This is a genomic window from Pseudomonas sp. MWU13-3659 (genome assembly GCF_023757525.1).
Classification (GTDB): Bacteria; Pseudomonadota; Gammaproteobacteria; order Pseudomonadales; family Pseudomonadaceae; genus Aquipseudomonas; species Aquipseudomonas entomophila_E.
In genome coordinates, this window is record NZ_JAMSHW010000012.1 from 89,291 (window position 1) to 106,643 (window position 17,353).

A 17,353-nucleotide genomic window follows, 5' to 3' on the forward strand; every position below is an offset into this window, starting at 1 on the left:
CGCCCCGATCCCCTGAATTTATTGGAGAATTGAACCATGGCTCACAAGAAGGCTGGTGGTAGTACTCGTAACGGTCGCGACTCAGAATCTAAACGCCTTGGCGTGAAGATGTATGGCGGCCAGGTTATCAAGCCGGGCAACATCATCGTCCGTCAGCGCGGTACCGAATTCCACGCTGGCTACGGCGTTGGCATGGGCAAGGATCACACCTTGTTCGCCAAGATCGAAGGCGTGATCAAGTTCGAGAAAAAAGGCGAGTTCATGCGCCGTTACGTGAGCATCGTCGCCGCTTAATCGCGACGTCGCTCCAGAAGCCCCGTCATGCGACGGGGCTTTTTCGTTTGTGGTGAGCCTCTTGCAAAGCTGTTTGTATGGGCTGCCGGCGTGGGTTTCTACGGTCGTACGGGGCCGCCGCGCTCATTTTTGCAAGAGCCTCAGGTTTTCAGTATTCAACTCGCCAACCGGCGAGAGGCGGTTTTGAATGAAGTTTGTAGACGAAGTATCGATCCGGGTAAAAGCCGGTGATGGCGGCAACGGTTGCATGAGCTTCCGCCGCGAGAAATTCATCGAGAACGGTGGCCCCAACGGTGGTGACGGCGGCGACGGCGGCTCGGTGTACATGGTGGCCGACGAGAACCTCAACACCCTCGTCGACTATCGCTATACCCGCCATCATGAAGCCCAGCGCGGCTCCAACGGCGGCAGCACCGACTGCACCGGCAAGAAAGGCGACGACCTGTTCCTGCGCGTGCCGGTCGGCACCACCGTGATCGACGCTTCCACGCAGGAAGTCATCGGCGACCTGATCACCCCCGGCCAGAAGCTGATGGTCGCCCAAGGCGGCTGGCATGGCCTGGGCAACACCCGCTTCAAGTCCAGCACCAACCGTGCACCGCGCCAGACCACGCCAGGCAAGCCGGGCGACCAGCGCGACCTGAAGATGGAAATGAAAGTGCTGGCCGACGTTGGCCTGCTGGGCTTGCCGAACGCCGGCAAGAGCACCTTCATCCGTTCGGTGTCGGCCGCCAAGCCGAAAGTCGCCGACTACCCGTTCACCACCCTGGTCCCCAACCTGGGCGTGGTCAGCGTCGACCGCTGGAAGAGCTTCGTCATTGCCGACATCCCCGGCTTGATCGAAGGCGCCTCCGAAGGCGCAGGCCTGGGTATCCGCTTCCTCAAGCACCTGGCCCGTACCCGCGTGCTGCTGCACCTGGTCGACCTGGCGCCGCTGGACGGCAGCAGCCCGGCCGATGCCGCCGAAGTGATCATCAACGAGCTGGCGCAGTTCAGCCCGGCGCTGGTCGACCGTGAGCGTTGGCTGGTGCTGAACAAGGCCGACATGATCATGGATGACGAGCGCGACGAGCGCGTCAAGGAAGTGGTCGAGCGCCTGAACTGGGATGGCCCGGTCTACGTGATCTCGGCCATCGCCAAGCAGGGCACCGAGAAGCTCAGCCACGACCTGATGCGTTATCTCGAAGACCGCGCCGACCGCCTGGCCAACGACCCGGCCTACGCCGAAGAACTGGCCGAGCTCGACCAGCGCATCGAGGACGAGGCTCGCGCCCAGCTGCAGGCCCTGGACGACGCCCGCACCTTGCGCCGCACCGGCGTCAAGAGCGTGCACGACATCGGCGACGATGACGACTGGGATGATTTCGAGGACGACGAAGACGGCCCGGAAATCATTTACGTGCGCGACTGATCGGTTGCAGTACACTAAACGCCGCTCTCTGGAGCGGCGTTTTTGTATCCACGGTATCTACAGATTCGACATAGGTTGGAAGAGAAGATGCGAAGCAAGGTGACTGGCGCCCAGCGCTGGGTCGTGAAGATCGGCAGCGCGCTGCTGACCGCCGATGGCAAGGGGCTGGACCGCGGCGCCATGGCGGTGTGGGTCGAGCAGATGGTGGCCCTGCGCGAAGCGGGCGTGGAACTGGTGCTGGTGTCCTCCGGGGCCGTGGCCGCCGGCATGAGCCAGCTGGGCTGGACGTCGCGACCGAGTGCGATGAACGAGCTGCAGGCCGCCGCCTCGATCGGCCAGATGCGCCTGGTACAGGCCTGGGAGTCGAGCTTCGGCGAGCACGGCAAGCACACCGCACAAATCTTGCTGACCCACGACGACCTCTCCGACCGCAAGCGCTACCTCAACGCACGCAGCACCCTGCGCACGTTGGTCGACCTGGGCGTGGTGCCGGTGATCAACGAGAATGACACCGTGGTCACCGACGAGATCCGCTTCGGCGACAACGACACCCTGGCTGCCCTGGTGGCCAACCTGGTCGAGGCCGACCTGCTGGTGATCCTCACCGACCGCGATGGCATGTTTGATGCCGACCCGCGCAACAACCCCGAAGCCCAGCTCATCTACGAAGCCCGTGCCGACGACCCGGCGCTGGATGCCGTGGCCGGTGGCACTGGCGGCGCCCTGGGCCGTGGCGGCATGCAGACCAAACTGCGCGCCGCCCGCCTGGCTGCCCGCTCTGGTGCTCACACCATCATCATCGGTGGGCGCATCGAGCGCGTGCTGGACCGCCTGAAGGCGGGCGAGCGCCTGGGCACCCTGCTGTCGCCCGAGCGCGGCATGCTTGCCGCCCGCAAGCAGTGGCTGGCTGGCCACCTGCAGACTCGTGGCACCCTGGTGCTCGACGATGGTGCCGTGCAGGCGCTGCGTCAGGCCAACAAGAGCCTGCTGCCGGTGGGCGTGAAAACCGTGCAGGGCAGCTTCCGCCGTGGCGAGATGGTGGTTTGCGTCGGCCCGGATGGCCAGGAGATCGCCCGCGGCCTGGCCAACTACAGCGCCCTGGAGGCGCAGAAGATCATCGGCCAGCCGTCCGATGCCATCGAGAACCTGCTGGGCTACAGTGCCGAGCCTGAGCTGGTGCACCGCGACAACCTGGTTCTGGTCTGAAGGAGATTACCGTGCTGAAAAGGATGTTTGCCGTGGCGGCGCTGATGCTGCCAATGCTGGCCGGGGCCGAGGAGATCGGCCAGGTGTCCACCGTGTTCAAGTTCGTCGGGCCGAACGACCGGATCGTGGTCGAGGCGTTCGATGACCCGAAGGTTGATGGCGTGACCTGCTACCTGTCGCGGGCCAAGACGGGCGGTATCAAGGGTGGCCTGGGGTTGGCCGAGGACCGTGCCGAAGCCTCGATCGCCTGCCGCCAGGTGGGGCCGATCCACTTCAAGGGTGACTTGAAGGATGGCGAAGAGGTATTCAAGGAGCGCACCTCGCTGGTATTCAAGACCATGCAGGTGGTGCGCTTCCTCGACAAGAAACGCAATACGCTGGTGTACCTGGTGTACAGCGACCGCGTGATCGAAGGCAGCCCGCAGAATGCGGTGACGGCGATTCCGATCGTGCCGTGGGCTCAGCAATAACGTCCTGAACAGTGGGAGGCCTTCGGCCTCCCTTCGCGGTACGTGCGAAAGCGTCGGTCAGCGCTGCTGGCCTGGCCCCTGCTGCAAATGTTGCTGGCTGCAGTACCACTCCTTGCCCTGCTGCAGCGCCCGGTCATTGGGCAAGTGCACGCCGCAATGGGCGCAACGCACCATCTTCAGCGGGTCCTCCAGCCGTGGTTCGGCGGGGGACTGCTGGCTGGTCTTGAACTTGCGCCACAGCCAGAACGCGGCGGCGATCAGGGCGATCCAGAAAAGTAGGCGAACCATGGTGTCCAGCTTGTCGAGAAAAGAAGCCGACAGTCTAGGACGCAGGCAATAAAAAAGGGAGGCCTCAGGCCTCCCTTTCTTTTAGCGCGTGTGATCAGTCGAACAGACCAAAGGTCATGTAGCTGAACCACGAACGGTCCTGCTCGGCTTCTTTCGGGCCTGCCGGCAGGATCGGGTCGCCGTTTTCGTCCTTGGGCAGCAGCTCTTCCGGCATTTCCGAGCGGGCGTCCTGGAACTGCTTGACCACGTCCTGGTTGGCGCGGGTCTCGCCCGGCGGCAGCGGGGTCTTGGTATCGATCAGGCCCAGAGTGGCCTTCGACAGCCAGGAGCGGTTGCCGTTCTCGTCCCGTTTGACGACGAACTGGCCATCGACCAGGCTCGGGTGGTCCGGGTAGTTGAGCTTGAGGGTCTCGAGGCTGGTGGCGGCCAGTTCGTCCAGGTGCATGTGCTGGTACGACTCGACCATCACCGCCAGGCCATCACCCACCGATGGGGTTTCCTGGAAGTTCTCGACCACGTAGCGGCCACGGTTGGCGGCGGCGACATAAGCTTCACGGCTGAGGTAGTAGTTGGCCACGTGGATTTCGTAGGAGGCCAGCAGGTTGCGCAGGTAAATCATGCGCTGCTTGGCGTCCGGCGCGTAGCGGCTGTTGGGGAAGCGGCTGGTGAGCTGGGCGAACTCGTTGTACGAGTCGCGGGCCGCGCCCGGGTCACGCTTGGTCATGTCCAGCGGCAGGAAGCGCGCCAGCAGGCCGCGGTCCTGGTCGAACGAAGTCAGGCCCTTCAGATAGTAGGCGTAGTCGACGTTCGGGTGCTGCGGGTGCAGGCGGATGAAGCGCTCGGCGGCAGACTTGGCGGCCTCGGGCTCGGAGTTCTTGTAGTTGGCGTAGATCAGCTCGAGCTGGGCCTGGTCGGCGTAGCGGCCGAACGGGTAGCGCGACTCCAGGGCCTTGAGCTTGTTCACGGCGCTGGTGTAGCTGGAGTTGTCCAGGTCGGCCTGCGCCTGCTGGTACAGCTCGGCCTCGCTGAGGTTCTCGTCAATGACTTCCTTGTTCGAGGAACAGGCAGCGGTGAGCCCGAGGATGGCGATCAGCAGCAGGTGTTTCACTTGCATGGCGGCTTGCGTCCCTTTGACGGCCGCTGTCTTGGGCGGTGCCGTCCTGTTATGATGAGCGCCCCCGGCCAAACCCCGGGGCAAAAGAAGCCGTATTTAACCACAAGCGCGCAGCCGAAACCAAAGGCTGAACGCCCGTCGATTCGAGCATGTCCGAGATCATTCAACTTAGCGCAGAGGTCCCGTCCGAACTGGGCGGCCAACGCCTCGACCAAGTCGCCGCCCAATTGTTCTCCGAGTACTCGCGCTCGCGCCTGTCCTCGTGGATCAAAGATGGCCGCCTGACCGTCGATGGCGCGGTGCTGCGGCCGCGCGACACCGTTCACAGCGGCTCCATCCTGGCCCTCGAAGCTGAGCAAGAAGCCCAGGGCGAATGGGTGGCCCAGGACATCGAGCTGGACATCGTCTATGAAGACGACCAGATCCTGGTGATCAACAAGCCCGCCGGGCTGGTGGTCCACCCGGCGGCCGGTCATCCCGACGGCACCCTACTCAATGCCCTGCTGCACCATGTGCCGGACATCGTCAACGTACCGCGTGCCGGTATCGTGCACCGTCTGGACAAGGACACCACCGGCCTGATGGTGGTGGCCAAGACCCTGCAGGCGCAAACCAACCTGGTCGACCAGTTGCAGAAGCGTTCGGTCAGCCGCATCTACGAGTGCATCGTGGTCGGCGTGGTGATCGCTGGTGGCAAGATCGACGCCCCGATCGGCCGCCATGGTGGCGAGCGCCAGCGCATGGCGGTCACTGACGGCGGCAAGCCGGCCGTCAGCCACTACCGCGTGCTCAAGCGCTTCCGCTCGCACACCCATGTGCGGGTCAAGCTGGAAACCGGCCGCACCCACCAGATCCGCGTGCACATGGCGCATGTCGGTTATCCGTTGGTCGGCGACCAGACCTATGGCGTGCGCTTCCGCATTCCACCGGCCGCCAGCGTGGCCATGGTCGAGGCGGTGAAGAACTTCCCGCGCCAGGCCCTGCATGCGCGCTTCCTGGCGTTGGACCACCCGACCACCGGTGAACGCATGGAATGGGCCTCGCCGCTGCCGGACGATTTCCTCTGGCTGCTGTCGCTGCTCAACGACGACCGCGAGAGCTTTATCGGATGAGCGGCCTGACGCCGGCGCTGATCATCCCCGACTGGCCGGCCCCGGCCTCGGTTCGCGCCTGCGTCACCACCCGCGAGGGCGGCGTCAGCCTGCCGCCCTACGAATCCTTCAATCTTGGCGACCATGTGGGCGATGACCCGCTGGCGGTTGCCGAGAACCGTCGCCGCCTCAGTGACGCGTTCGCCATCCAGCCCGCCTGGCTCAAGCAGGTGCATGGCCTGGTGGTGGCGGATGCCGACCCCGCCGTGGTCGCCGAAGCCGATGCCAGCTGGACCGACCAGCCGGGCATTGCCTGCACCGTGATGACCGCCGACTGCCTGCCTGCTTTGTTCTGCGACCGAGCCGGCACCCGTGTGGCGGCTGCCCATGCCGGCTGGCGCGGGTTGGCCGGTGGCGTGCTGGAGGCCACCCTTGACCGCCTGGCTACGCCGCCTGAAGAGGTACTGGTGTGGTTGGGGCCAGCGATCGGGCCGCAGGCGTTCGAAGTCGGTTTGGAGGTGCGCGATGCTTTCACGGCCGTGCATCCTGAAGCGGCTGATGCCTTTGTGGCGGGCGAGCGCCCGGGCAAGCTGATGGCCGATATCTACAAGCTGGCGTGCATTCGCTTGGCGGCACGAGGCATTACCGCTGTCTATGGTGGTGGGTTCTGCACGGTCAGCGACCCGCGCTTTTTCTCCTATCGTCGCACCCCGCGGGGTGGGCGCTTCGCTTCGTTGGTCTGGTTGCAGCCGTAAGGGCGCCTGCAGCCTTTCGCGGCTAAAGCCGCTCCTACAGGGGAGCGCAATCCTCTGTAGGAGCGGCTTTAGCCGCGAAAGGGGCGCAAAGCGCCCCCGGCCATTCCCCCGCCTGCTGACCTCTGTCAACCCCGCTAAGCTTGAATCTTCCAGAATCAGCCTTATCTATTGGTCATCTCAGGCAGGTTCATCATTACAGGTGCTGTCCATCGCTCCGCCTGCCCTTTAAAGGAAGGTATCCCCCATGCGAATAGACCGACTGACCAGCAAGCTGCAACTGGCATTATCCGATTCCCAATCCCTGGCCGTGGGCATGGACCACCCGGCCATCGAGCCCCTGCACCTGCTGCAGGCGCTGATCGAGCAGCAGGGCGGCTCCATCAAGCCGCTGCTGATGCAAGTGGGCTTCGACATCAACAGCCTGCGCAAGGCGTTGACCAAGGAGCTCGACCAACTGCCGAAAATCCAGAACCCCACCGGCGACGTGAACATGTCGCAGGACCTGGCGCGCCTGCTCAACCAGGCCGATCGCCTGGCCCAGCAGAAGGGCGACCAGTTCATCTCCAGCGAACTGGTGCTGCTCGCCGCCATGGACGAGAACAGCAAGGTCGGCAAGCTGCTGCTCGGCCAGGGCGTGAGCAAGAAGGCCCTGGAGAACGCCATCAACAACCTGCGTGGCGGCGCGGCGGTGAACGACGCCAACGCCGAGGAATCGCGCCAGGCCCTGGACAAGTACACCGTCGACCTGACCAAGCGCGCCGAAGAGGGCAAGCTGGACCCGGTGATCGGCCGTGACGACGAGATCCGCCGCACCATCCAGGTGCTGCAACGCCGTACCAAGAACAACCCGGTGTTGATCGGCGAGCCCGGCGTGGGCAAGACCGCCATCGCCGAGGGCCTGGCCCAACGCATCATCAACGGTGAAGTGCCCGACGGCCTCAAAGGCAAGCGCCTGCTGGCCCTGGACATGGGCGCGCTGATTGCTGGCGCCAAGTACCGCGGCGAGTTCGAAGAGCGCCTCAAAGGCCTGCTCAATGAACTGAGCAAGCAGGAAGGCCAGATCATCCTGTTTATCGACGAGCTGCACACCATGGTCGGCGCCGGCAAGGGCGAGGGCGCCATGGACGCCGGCAACATGCTCAAGCCGGCCCTGGCCCGTGGCGAGCTGCATTGCGTTGGCGCCACCACGCTCAACGAGTACCGCCAGTTCATCGAAAAGGACGCCGCCCTCGAGCGCCGCTTCCAAAAGGTGCTGGTGGAAGAGCCGAGCGAGGAAGACACCATCGCCATCCTGCGCGGCCTCAAGGAACGCTACGAAGTGCACCACAAGGTGGCCATCACCGACGGCGCGATCATCGCCGCGGCCAAGCTCAGCCACCGCTACATCACCGACCGCCAGCTGCCGGACAAGGCCATCGACCTGATCGACGAGGCCGCCAGCCGCATCCGCATGGAGATCGACTCCAAGCCTGAGGTGCTCGACCGCCTCGACCGTCGCCTGATCCAGCTGAAGGTGGAATCCCAGGCGCTGAAGAAAGAAGAGGACGAAGCGGCGAAGAAACGTCTGGAGAAACTCACCGAAGAAATCGACCGCCTGGAGCGTGAGTACGCCGACCTCGAAGAGATCTGGGCTTCGGAAAAAGCCGAGGTGCAGGGCTCGGCGCAGATCCAGCAGAAAATCGAGCAGGCCCGCCAGGAACTGGAAGCCGCCCGCCGCAAGGGCGACCTCAGCCGCATGGCCGAGCTGCAGTACGGGGTGATCCCGGACCTGGAGCGCAGCCTGCAGATGGTCGACCAGCACGGCAAGACCGACAACCAGCTGCTGCGCAACAAGGTCACCGAAGAAGAGATCGCCGAAGTCGTCTCCAAGTGGACCGGCATCCCCGTGGCCAAGATGCTCGAAGGCGAGCGCGAGAAGCTGCTGAAGATGGAAAGCCTGCTGCATGAGCGGGTGATCGGCCAGGATGAGGCGGTGACCGCTGTGGCCAACGCCGTGCGCCGTTCCCGTGCCGGGCTGTCCGACCCGAACCGCCCCAGCGGCTCGTTCCTGTTCCTCGGCCCCACCGGCGTGGGCAAGACCGAACTGTGCAAGGCGCTGGCCGAGTTCCTGTTCGACACCGAAGAGGCCATGGTGCGCATCGACATGTCCGAGTTCATGGAGAAACACTCCGTGGCTCGCCTGATCGGTGCTCCACCAGGCTATGTGGGCTATGAAGAGGGCGGTTACCTGACCGAGGCCGTGCGTCGCAAGCCGTATTCGGTGGTGCTGCTCGACGAGGTGGAGAAAGCCCACCCGGATGTGTTCAACGTGCTGCTGCAGGTGCTGGAAGACGGCCGCCTGACCGACAGCCACGGCCGCACCGTGGACTTCCGCAACACGGTGATCGTGATGACCTCCAACCTGGGTTCGGCACAGATCCAGGAACTGGCCGGTGACCGCGAGGCGCAGCGCGCTGCGGTGATGGACGCGGTGGGGTCGCACTTCCGTCCGGAGTTCATCAACCGCATCGACGAAGTGGTGGTGTTCGAGCCGCTGGGCCGCGAGCAGATCGCCGGCATCACCGAGATCCAGCTCGGTCGCCTGCGCGGCCGCCTGGCCGAGCGCGAGCTGTCGCTGAGCCTGAGCCCGGAGGCGTTGGACAAGCTGATCGCAGTCGGTTACGACCCGGTGTATGGCGCACGGCCGCTCAAGCGGGCGATCCAGCGCTGGATCGAGAACCCGCTGGCGCAGCTGATCCTGGCCGGCGAGTTCTTGCCTGGTGCGGCGATCACGGCGAAGGTGCAGGGCGAAGAGATAGTCTTTGCCTGATCACGGCAATCAATGAAGAGCCCCGCCTGTGCGGGGCTTTTTTTGCGTATTTGCCTGTACTGGCCTCATCGCGGGTGAACCCGCTCCTACAGGTCGCAAGGACTATGCTGACCCTGTAGGAGCGGGTTTACCCGCGAAGAGGCCCGCACAGGCCCAGAAAAACCGGTGCTTTTCGGGCTTTCCAGATAACTTGCTGAAAATTTTGAAAAAAATGCTTGCACAAAATTCAGAGTGCCCCTAATATTCGCCCCGCTGTCAGGCACTGAGCGAATCACCAGCAACATCGGAGATCGCAAAACAACTTACAAATCAGTAAGTTGAACGAAAAAAAGTGGTTGACAAGCAAAACGAAGAATGTAGAATAGCCGGCCTCAGCAGCGACAACGCGAAAGCGAAGCAGCTAAAGAGTTCGAAGCTAACACAGACTTCGAAGCAGTAAAGATGTACCGAAGTTCAGTTCCGCGATAGCTCAGTCGGTAGAGCAAATGACTGTTAATCATTGGGTCCCTGGTTCGAGTCCAGGTCGCGGAGCCAATCTCGGGGTGTAGCGCAGTCCGGTAGCGCGCCTGCTTTGGGAGCAGGATGTCAGGAGTTCGAATCCCCTCACCCCGACCATTTTCCGGGTCGTTAGCTCAGTTGGTAGAGCAGTTGGCTTTTAACCAATTGGTCGTAGGTTCGAATCCTACACGACCCACCATGTAAAAAGGGCATCTCGATTGAGATGCCCTTTTTCTTTTGCGGTTGAAAAGTGGTCTTCGGTTGTGATCGGGCGGGTTACCTGCACGTGTCGAACCGCTGGCAATTGCCTTTTTGAAACACGCTGAATTGGCTTGGTAACCTATCCGACTTCGAAGGGCGGCTATCATGCGCCGCGCTTCCCCCGCAATGCGGTGGAGAGGTTGGGTGTGTTCGACCACCTCACCGCGTTTTGTCGTTACATGGAAAGGATCTCCACAACCCAGTCGTTGCTGGAGCTCGTCAACTGAGTTTAGGGATGAATGGGTGATCTGGTTTCTGGAAGGGCAGTCGAGTCAACGTGATGTCATCGCTGGGGCCAAGCAAGCGCTTGCCTCCCAGGTGCGGGTCTTTGCCTCTCACAGGCAGAGCCGGCCAGAAGTCACCGGCGGTGCGGATGTCAGCCTCATGGAGCCGGTGGATACCGAAGCGCGGCTTGACTGGGTAATCGAGACAGCCGTCAGCCAGGGCATCAAGGTTGTCGTTGCCGGTCGCGAAGGCCGTGTCTTCGAAGCCCAGCGACAACGATTCGAAGCAGCAGGCCTGGATCTGGTCACCGGTGGCCTGTCGCTGCAAACCTTCGACCTGGTCGATGACAAAAGCCAATTCACCGCCGAAGCCGAGCGCGCAGGGCTGGCGTGCGTGCCGGCCATCACCGTGCTGGATGGCGAAGCACTTGGCGCGGCTTATGAACGCTTGCGCGCCAGTGGCGAGGTCTGCGTGAAGCCTGCCGTGGGCATCTATGGGCAAGGGTTCTGGCGCTTCAGGGAGGGTGCGGACCCGTTCCGTTGCTTCGCCAACCCGGATGCCCGTGAAGTGGATTTCCAGACTTACCTGCGCGCCTACCGTGCAGGTGCCGAACGCCCGCCCATGCTGGTCATGCCCTACATGGCCGGCAGTGAGTGCTCCATCGACATGGTGTGCGAGGACGGGCGCCCCGTGGCTCATGTCGGCCGCCGCAAGCAGGGCCTTTATCAGTGCTTCGAGCGTGACGGCGCCGCAGTCGAGCTTGCGTTGCAAGCGGCCAGGCATTTCCGCTGCGATGGGCTGATCAATGTCCAGACCCGGGACGATGCCAGCGGTATTCCCCATTTGCTCGAGATCAACCCACGTTACTCGGGTGGGATCGGCTACACCCGCCTGGCGGGCATCAACCTGCCAGGTATCTTCGCAGCCCGACGCCTGGGCATGGCGGAACCGGTCAGTGAATGGCGCCCGAATGTCAGGGTAAAGCCGGTGACGGTCGCGGTGGATATAGCAAGCTGATATTAAAACGCTGGCCAAGTTGTTACAATTTTGCCTCGGTGACATGGATAGAGTTTCAAGGAGCGAAGCAGGGATGATGGTGCTGGCGCCTGGCGCGAACACTACATTGGGGGCCATTCAGTGCTCCTGGTCACTGGAATGTGGCAATACCACGGCGTTTGGCGAGTACGCGGCGTGCGCATTGCTGCCCGTGGATGACAAGCGCCTGCCCAAGGGTGATGCCGCCCTGTTCCAGGTCGACCAGCCGTGGATGGAGTGGAGCGGCAGCCAGGAACGGATTGGCTGCAAGCTTGACCTTGGCAAACTGCCGGCAGGTGCCGACCGCGTGCTGCTGGTGGTCTACACCTTCTCTGCGGCAGGGCCGGTCAGTGAGCTGAAATCACTTCGGCTTCAGGTCGACAACCAGATCGAATTCACACCAGAGCTCGCCGATCACGGTGAGTCAGCGCTTATCATCGGTGAATTCTACTGCCGTAATCAGCAGTGGAAATTCCGCGCGTTGGCGGAAGGTTCCGCCTACGGGCTCTCGGCCCTGGGCCGAAGGATCGGGCTGTCGATCGATGATGCCCACCCCCTCCGAGGCCACAGCAGCGGGGGCTCGAACCGGGCCTGCTCCAGTGCCACCGGCACGGGTTTCGCCGTGACCGGCACGCACATCCTGACCTGCGCCCATGTGATCGAGGGCATGCAGGAAATCCACATCGCCTCCTTTGAAGGCCGTCACAAGGCCGACCCGGTGGTCGTCGACTCGCGCAACGACCTGGCGCTGTTGCGCATCCAGGGCGCGCCGCCGTTCAAACCGGTGAATTTCCGTGATGGGCAAGGCTGCGACCTGGGTGAAAACGTGGTCACGCTCGGTTTCCCCATGGCGGGCTTTGCCGGTGGTGGCATGCACGTGACCCAAGGCGGTGTTTCGGCACTGTTCGGGCTGCATAACGATGCCAGCCTGCTGCAGTTCACCGCCCCGATCCAGCCGGGCTCGAGCGGCAGCCCGCTGTTCGACAGTTCCGGCACCGTGGTGGGGATGGTGACCTCCACCGTCCCTGATGCACAGAACATGAATTTTGCCGTCAAGGCCGGGCTGGCCCTGGCTTTTCTCGATGCCTGTGGCATCACGGTTGCCCGCAACCCGACAGGGCAGTCCTACACAACCGCACAACTGGCCAGGGAGGGCCAGCAGTCGTTGTGGAAGATCGAGGCGCGCAACCCATAGCACCCCATTGAATAGAAACATCAGGATTTGGTGCGAGGGCTCGACCCGGCATCGGACTAGGAAGCCATTGATGGAAAGCAACGTAGTACCCACCTCCCTGTGCGTACAACTCAAGCGCGGTGTGCTTGAGGTCAAGATCCAGGACACCGTCCTGCCTGCGGCCGAACTGTTCGGCTTCGCCGAGCGCCGCAACCCCAAACGGGCATTCCTGTTCGTTTCCAAGGTACTGGGGCGTCATATCCCGGTGCGTCCCGCCGTGATGGCAGCCAGCTTCGACAGCCTGGCAGCGGAGATCCCCGATGATCTGCCAGGCCCGGTGCTGGTCATCGGCATGGCTGAAACCGCTGTCGGCCTGGGTGCCGGCGTGCATCGGGCCTACAGTGCCAAGCGCAATGATTGCGTCTATATCACCAGCACGCGTCACCCTCTCGGCACCGAGCTGTTCGCGAGGTTCGAGGAAGAGCACAGTCACGCCAGCGCCCACCTGATTCATTTGCCGACCGACCCCGAGACCCGTCAGCGGATGCTGCAGGCACGTTCGTTGATCCTGGTGGATGACGAGGCTTCGACCGGCAAGACGCTCATCAACCTCTACCAGGCACTGCTGGACGCCGGTCTGCAGCAGTTGGAGCGCGTGGTCACCTGCGTGCTGACCGACTGGTCGGCCGGCGCGGTCGGCCGGGCCATCGGCAGCCGGGCCCGTTCGGTCTCGCTGCTCGAGGGCAGCTACGCGTTCCACGAAGACCCGACAGCCCCGCTGCCGGACATGCCGGACGTCGGCGCCGTTTCCATCGGCGCGTGGCCGCTGTCGCCCAAAGGCGACTGGGGGCGACTTGGGGTTCGCCACGTCGAGGATACCCTGGCGCCCGGGCTGCAGGTTCGTCCTGGCGAGAAAGTCATCGTGATCGGCACCAGCGAGTTCGTCTGGCGGCCGTTTCTTCTGGCCGAGCGCCTGGAGCGTGCGGGTGCGGACGTGCACTTCAGCTCGACCAGCCGATCGCCGATCGCCCTCGGCCATGCCATTGGCCATGCCCTGTCGTTCTCGGACAACTATGGCCTGGGGATCCCCAATTTCCTCTACAACGTGCGCCCCGGTCAGTTCGACCGGGTGCTCCTCTGCTCGGAAACACCGGCCCCGGCGGTCTGCGCGCAACTGATCGAGGCGCTGGGCGCGGAGGTCATCGTCGATGAGCACTAAGCGCCCACTGGTGTTCGTCGATCTCGACGACACCCTGTTCCAGACTGCCCGGAAAATGCCCGAAGGCGTTGCCAGGGCGGTGGCGACACTGGATGTGAATGGCCAGCCCAACGGCTACATGACCCCGGTGCAGCAGGCGCTGGTCGACTGGCTGCTCGGTTCAGCCGATGTGGTACCGGTCACCGCGCGCAGTGTCGAGGCCTATAGCCGGGTGCGCCTGCCGTTCAGCCTCGGGGCGATCTGTTCCCACGGCGGCACCCTGCTGGGTGGCCAGGGGCAGTTGGACAGCGACTGGCATGGGGTCATGGTCGACGCACTGGCCCCCTTCCAGGAGCGCCTGAACACACTGAGCGAGACCACCCTGGCGATCGGTGACGCGCTTGGCTTCTCCCTGCGGGGTTGGGTGGTGGAGGAGAACGACCTGCGCCATTACGTGGTGACCAAGCACAACGGGGCCGATGACGCGGTATTGGCCACGGTGTTGGCCGAAGTTCGCCGACGCGGGTTGTTGGAGGGCATGCATGTACATGGCAACGGCAACAACCTGGCGTTCCTGCCGCAAGGCCTGAGCAAGCGCCTGGCAGTGGAGGAGTGGTTGCGCCGTGATCGCGCCCGGCACGGCGAGCGCCCGGTGCTGGGGTTCGGTGACAGCATCACCGACCTGGGTTTCATGAACCTCTGCCATCTGTGGGCAACACCGGCCAGCAGTCAGTTGGCCAATGCGGTCGAGGGCTTGCTGAATGACTGAGGCAATGGGCACGGTCGGCAGCGGCAGCTATGCGCCCGATGATGTGCATTTTCTGCTTCGCCCGATGCAGATGCAGGTAACCGACGTGGCTGAGAAGGAGCGGCTGATTCAATCCAATCAGAAGCACTACTCCGAAATGATCAGTCAGGAACATGCCCCGGACGAGGTCCACATGGGGCTGTATGCCAAGGCCCTGGCGCAGAATGGCCAGCGCATGGCGGCCGAGGTGCAGGCGTTGGCGCAGGCACTGGACGTCGCTTGTAGCGGCCCAAGTATCGCGCTGGTCTCGTTCGTGCGCGCCGGCCTGCCGCTGGGGGTCTTGTTGCGCCGCGCGCTGGTCGGGCTGGGGCGTGACGCTCACCACTACGGCGTCAGTATCGTCCGTGATCGCGGCATCGATCATGTGGCGCTGGAGATGATCATCCAGCGCCACGGCGCGCAGAACATCGTCTTCGTCGATGGCTGGACCGGCAAGGGGGCGATCGCGGGCGAACTGCGGCGCACCCTGGCAAGCGACATACGGTTCCAGGGCGAGCCGCGCCTGGTGGTGCTGGCCGACCCTTGCGGCCAGGCCTGGATGGCCGCCTCGGCGGAGGACTGGATCATCCCGTCCGGCATTCTGGGCGCCACGGTCTCGGGCCTGGTGTCGCGCTCGATCTGGCCCACCGATCGTGGCCTGCACGGTTGCGTGGTCTACGACCACCTGCGCGAGCACGACGTCACGCGCAGCTTCATCGAGCAGATTGAACACGAGCGCGGTCGCCTGGCCGCGGTGGCCCCGGTCGCCCCCTGGACTACTGAGGCGCGCGCGCGTTTGCAGGCGCAGGCGAGCACGGTGGTGCGTGATCTCGCGGCACGTTTTCAGATCGGTAACCTGAATCGGGTAAAACCCGGTATTGCCGAAGCGACGCGCGCCGTCCTGCGCCGCGTCCCCGACCATGTGCTGGTGCGCGACCGCGACGACCGCGACGTGCAGTTGCTGTTGCACCTGACCGAGCGTGCGGGAATCACCGTCGAAGCGTGCGGCGAGCAGCTCGGCCCCTATCGTGCGGTCACCATCATCCGGAGCGTCAACCGATGAAAAGGATTTCGCCGTTCGCGCTGGGCGCCACGTTGTACATGCCCGCCACGCGCTCCGATATTCTCGAGGTGGTGTTCGGCATCCGGTTCCCCGAGCTGCGCTCGCTGGTGGTCTGCCTCGAAGATGCCGTGGCTCAGACCGACGTGGACAGTGCATTGGCCAACCTGCGCACCCTGCTGCGGGAGATCGATGCCCGTGGTGGGCGCAGTGACGGTGGCCCGCTGTTGTTCGTGCGGCCACGTGATGCCCGGATGGCGGCGGTGCTCAATGACTGGCCGCTGATGAAACATGTCGATGGGTTCGTGGTGCCCAAGCTGACGCTGGACAGCCTCGTCACCTGGGAGCGGGCGGTCAGCAACCCTGAGCTGCGGCTCATGCCGACCCTGGAAACCGCCGACGTCTACAACCCTGGCGCCATGACCGAACTGGGGCAGGCGCTCAAGGAAAGCCTCGATCAGCGCATCATCGCCCTGCGCATCGGTGGCAACGACCTCATGGGCTGCCTGGGCTTGCGCCGCAACCCGGCGACCACGCTGTACGCCACCCCCATGAGCTATGTGATCCCCATGCTGGCCGGCGTCATGGGCGCCCAGGGCTTCGCGCTGACCGCGCCGGTGTTCGAGCAATTGGCCTCGCCGCACCTGTTGCAGGAAGAGCTCGAGCTGGACATTGCCCATGGCCTGGTCGGCAAGACGGCGATCCACCCCAACCAGATCAGCCTGATCCAGGACACCCTGCGGGTCAGCCTGGAGGACCTCAATTGCGCCCGGCTGATCGTCAACGATGTGGCGCCGGCGGTATTCAGGCACAACGACGCGATGTGCGAGCCGGCGACCCATTTCAAGTGGGCGCAGAACATTCTCGAGCGTGCGCGCTGGCATGGCATCAAGCCTGCCGAGCCCGGCACACATGAGCCCGGCATGCGCCTGGCGGAGGTCCTTTGATGAGCCTGGGCATGCTGGAAGCAGGCCCGAAAGGTGCCAAGGTGCTGTCGGTGTTCGACTTCGACGGCACACTCACCCGGCACGACAGCTTCGTGCCGTTCCTGCAATTTGCCTTCGGCAAGCGCGAGTTCTCGCGGCGCCTCCTGCGGATGGCCCTGCCCAGCCTCAGGTACGTGGCGCGGGGCATGAGCCGCGACGACCTCAAGGCGCAGCTTGTCCGCACCTTCCTGACCGGTGTGCAGGCCCAGTGGCTGACGCACAAGGCCGAGCTGTTCTGCCTGCGCGCCTGGCCCCGGCTGATGCGCCCGACCGGCCTGCACGCGGTAGCCGCCGAACTGGCGTCCGGCGCCCAGGTGACGCTGTGCTCGGCATCGCCGGCACTGGTGCTGCGGCCCTTCGCCGAACGGCTGGGGGTCAGGTTGATCGGTACCGAACTGGAAGTGCTCGACGGCAGGCTGACCGGGCGCATCAGCGGCAACAACTGCCGGTGCGAACACAAGGTGCTGCGCCTGACCGCCGAGTACGGCCCGCTCACCGAATACCGCTTGCGCGCCTGGGGCGACACCCGCGGCGATCACGAACTGCTCGCCGCCGCGCAAGACCCGCACTGGCGACATTTTCATCCGGCGTGGCGGCGTACGCGTCCGCGCTTCAACACGGCAGGGAGCCAGGGACCGGCAAGGACCACGGGCTCCCACTTGCACACTGACGATCAACAAGGAGCGTAATC

General features: G+C 64.0%; 16 protein-coding genes and 3 tRNA genes. 17 read left to right on the forward strand and 2 right to left on the reverse strand.

Annotated elements, in window-relative coordinates:
* The first annotated feature begins 36 nt into the window (after positions 1-36).
* The 4 genes from rpmA to NGM28_RS16555 all read left to right on the forward strand — a co-directional run bounded on the left by rpmA (position 37) and on the right by NGM28_RS16555 (position 3,381).
* On the forward strand, positions 37-294 hold the full coding sequence (rpmA, locus tag NGM28_RS16540) for a 50S ribosomal protein L27 (protein WP_003247464.1): 258 nt from the start codon (positions 37-39) through the stop codon (positions 292-294).
* Positions 295-481: 187 nt separating this feature from the next.
* Complete coding sequence (gene cgtA, locus NGM28_RS16545; RefSeq protein WP_240064594.1) at positions 482-1,705, forward strand: Obg family GTPase CgtA; 1,224 nt, start codon at positions 482-484, stop codon at positions 1,703-1,705.
* An 87-nt stretch (positions 1,706-1,792) separates the two neighbouring features.
* On the forward strand, positions 1,793-2,911 hold the full coding sequence (gene proB / locus NGM28_RS16550) for a glutamate 5-kinase (RefSeq protein WP_252090789.1): 1,119 nt from the start codon (positions 1,793-1,795) through the stop codon (positions 2,909-2,911).
* A gap of 23 nt (positions 2,912-2,934) precedes the next feature.
* Positions 2,935-3,381: a CreA family protein gene (locus NGM28_RS16555; RefSeq protein WP_240064657.1), complete on the forward strand. Its 447-nt coding sequence runs from the start codon at positions 2,935-2,937 to the stop codon at positions 3,379-3,381.
* Between the two features lie 57 nt (positions 3,382-3,438).
* Here the strand turns inward: NGM28_RS16555 and NGM28_RS16560 are convergent, their stop codons facing one another.
* Positions 3,439-3,669 (reverse strand): PP0621 family protein, encoded by a 231-nt coding sequence (locus NGM28_RS16560; protein ID WP_240064592.1) that lies wholly within the window; start codon positions 3,667-3,669, stop codon positions 3,439-3,441.
* 94 nt (positions 3,670-3,763) lie between these two features.
* Complete coding sequence (locus tag NGM28_RS16565; RefSeq protein WP_252090790.1) at positions 3,764-4,783, reverse strand: outer membrane protein assembly factor BamD; 1,020 nt, start codon at positions 4,781-4,783, stop codon at positions 3,764-3,766.
* Positions 4,784-4,932: 149 nt separating this feature from the next.
* Here NGM28_RS16565 and rluD point away from each other — a divergent pair, with 149 nt between their 5' ends.
* The 13 genes from rluD (at position 4,933) to NGM28_RS16630 (ending at position 17,351) form a co-directional block, all read left to right on the forward strand.
* Positions 4,933-5,895: a 23S rRNA pseudouridine(1911/1915/1917) synthase RluD gene (rluD, locus tag NGM28_RS16570; RefSeq protein WP_240064590.1), complete on the forward strand. Its 963-nt coding sequence runs from the start codon at positions 4,933-4,935 to the stop codon at positions 5,893-5,895.
* Positions 5,892-6,629: a peptidoglycan editing factor PgeF gene (gene pgeF / locus NGM28_RS16575; RefSeq protein ID WP_252090791.1), complete on the forward strand. Its 738-nt coding sequence runs from the start codon at positions 5,892-5,894 to the stop codon at positions 6,627-6,629. The genes rluD and pgeF overlap by 4 nt, the downstream gene beginning before the upstream one ends.
* Positions 6,630-6,873: 244 nt before the next feature.
* A complete protein-coding gene (gene clpB, locus NGM28_RS16580; RefSeq protein WP_252090792.1) occupies positions 6,874-9,438 on the forward strand; it encodes an ATP-dependent chaperone ClpB in 2,565 nt (854 codons plus the stop codon).
* 458 nt (positions 9,439-9,896) lie between these two features.
* Positions 9,897-9,972: transfer RNA gene (locus NGM28_RS16585), tRNA-Asn, on the forward strand.
* A 4-nt stretch (positions 9,973-9,976) separates the two neighbouring features.
* Positions 9,977-10,053, forward strand: a tRNA-Pro gene (locus tag NGM28_RS16590).
* 6 nt (positions 10,054-10,059) lie between these two features.
* Positions 10,060-10,135 (forward strand) — tRNA-Lys (locus NGM28_RS16595).
* Positions 10,136-10,440: 305 nt separating this feature from the next.
* Positions 10,441-11,439, forward strand: coding sequence for an ATP-grasp domain-containing protein (locus tag NGM28_RS16600; protein WP_252090793.1), 999 nt, complete (start codon positions 10,441-10,443; stop codon positions 11,437-11,439).
* Between the two features lie 73 nt (positions 11,440-11,512).
* Positions 11,513-12,652 (forward strand): trypsin-like peptidase domain-containing protein, encoded by a 1,140-nt coding sequence (locus NGM28_RS16605; protein ID WP_240064587.1) that lies wholly within the window; start codon positions 11,513-11,515, stop codon positions 12,650-12,652.
* Positions 12,653-12,722: 70 nt separating this feature from the next.
* Positions 12,723-13,850, forward strand: coding sequence for a phosphoribosyltransferase domain-containing protein (locus NGM28_RS16610; RefSeq protein WP_252090794.1), 1,128 nt, complete (start codon positions 12,723-12,725; stop codon positions 13,848-13,850).
* On the forward strand, positions 13,840-14,598 hold the full coding sequence (locus tag NGM28_RS16615; protein ID WP_252090795.1) for an HAD family hydrolase: 759 nt from the start codon (positions 13,840-13,842) through the stop codon (positions 14,596-14,598). Before NGM28_RS16610 ends, NGM28_RS16615 begins: the two co-directional genes overlap by 11 nt.
* A gap of 4 nt (positions 14,599-14,602) precedes the next feature.
* Positions 14,603-15,679: a cysteine protease StiP family protein gene (locus NGM28_RS16620; protein WP_502943863.1), complete on the forward strand. Its 1,077-nt coding sequence runs from the start codon at positions 14,603-14,605 to the stop codon at positions 15,677-15,679.
* On the forward strand, positions 15,676-16,623 hold the full coding sequence (locus NGM28_RS16625; protein ID WP_252090797.1) for an HpcH/HpaI aldolase/citrate lyase family protein: 948 nt from the start codon (positions 15,676-15,678) through the stop codon (positions 16,621-16,623). The genes NGM28_RS16620 and NGM28_RS16625 overlap by 4 nt, the downstream gene beginning before the upstream one ends.
* Entirely contained in the window at positions 16,623-17,351 is a 729-nt protein-coding gene (locus NGM28_RS16630) for an HAD family hydrolase (protein ID WP_240064582.1), read from the forward strand. The genes NGM28_RS16625 and NGM28_RS16630 overlap by 1 nt, the downstream gene beginning before the upstream one ends.
* Positions 17,352-17,353: the final 2 nt, after the last annotated feature.

Coding starts and splice junctions, on each gene's coding strand:
- rpmA (WP_003247464.1), top strand. CDS start 37: ATGGCTCACAAGAAGGCTGGTGGTAGTACTCGTAACGGTCGCGACTCA.
- cgtA (WP_240064594.1), top strand. CDS start 482: ATGAAGTTTGTAGACGAAGTATCGATCCGGGTAAAAGCCGGTGATGGC.
- proB (WP_252090789.1), top strand. CDS start 1,793: ATGCGAAGCAAGGTGACTGGCGCCCAGCGCTGGGTCGTGAAGATCGGC.
- NGM28_RS16555 (WP_240064657.1), top strand. CDS start 2,935: ATGTTTGCCGTGGCGGCGCTGATGCTGCCAATGCTGGCCGGGGCCGAG.
- NGM28_RS16560 (WP_240064592.1), bottom strand. CDS start 3,669: ATGGTTCGCCTACTTTTCTGGATCGCCCTGATCGCCGCCGCGTTCTGG.
- NGM28_RS16565 (WP_252090790.1), bottom strand. CDS start 4,783: ATGCAAGTGAAACACCTGCTGCTGATCGCCATCCTCGGGCTCACCGCT.
- rluD (WP_240064590.1), top strand. CDS start 4,933: ATGTCCGAGATCATTCAACTTAGCGCAGAGGTCCCGTCCGAACTGGGC.
- pgeF (WP_252090791.1), top strand. CDS start 5,892: ATGAGCGGCCTGACGCCGGCGCTGATCATCCCCGACTGGCCGGCCCCG.
- clpB (WP_252090792.1), top strand. CDS start 6,874: ATGCGAATAGACCGACTGACCAGCAAGCTGCAACTGGCATTATCCGAT.
- NGM28_RS16605 (WP_240064587.1), top strand. CDS start 11,513: ATGATGGTGCTGGCGCCTGGCGCGAACACTACATTGGGGGCCATTCAG.
- NGM28_RS16610 (WP_252090794.1), top strand. CDS start 12,723: ATGGAAAGCAACGTAGTACCCACCTCCCTGTGCGTACAACTCAAGCGC.
- NGM28_RS16615 (WP_252090795.1), top strand. CDS start 13,840: ATGAGCACTAAGCGCCCACTGGTGTTCGTCGATCTCGACGACACCCTG.
- NGM28_RS16620 (WP_502943863.1), top strand. CDS start 14,603: ATGGGCACGGTCGGCAGCGGCAGCTATGCGCCCGATGATGTGCATTTT.
- NGM28_RS16625 (WP_252090797.1), top strand. CDS start 15,676: ATGAAAAGGATTTCGCCGTTCGCGCTGGGCGCCACGTTGTACATGCCC.
- NGM28_RS16630 (WP_240064582.1), top strand. CDS start 16,623: ATGAGCCTGGGCATGCTGGAAGCAGGCCCGAAAGGTGCCAAGGTGCTG.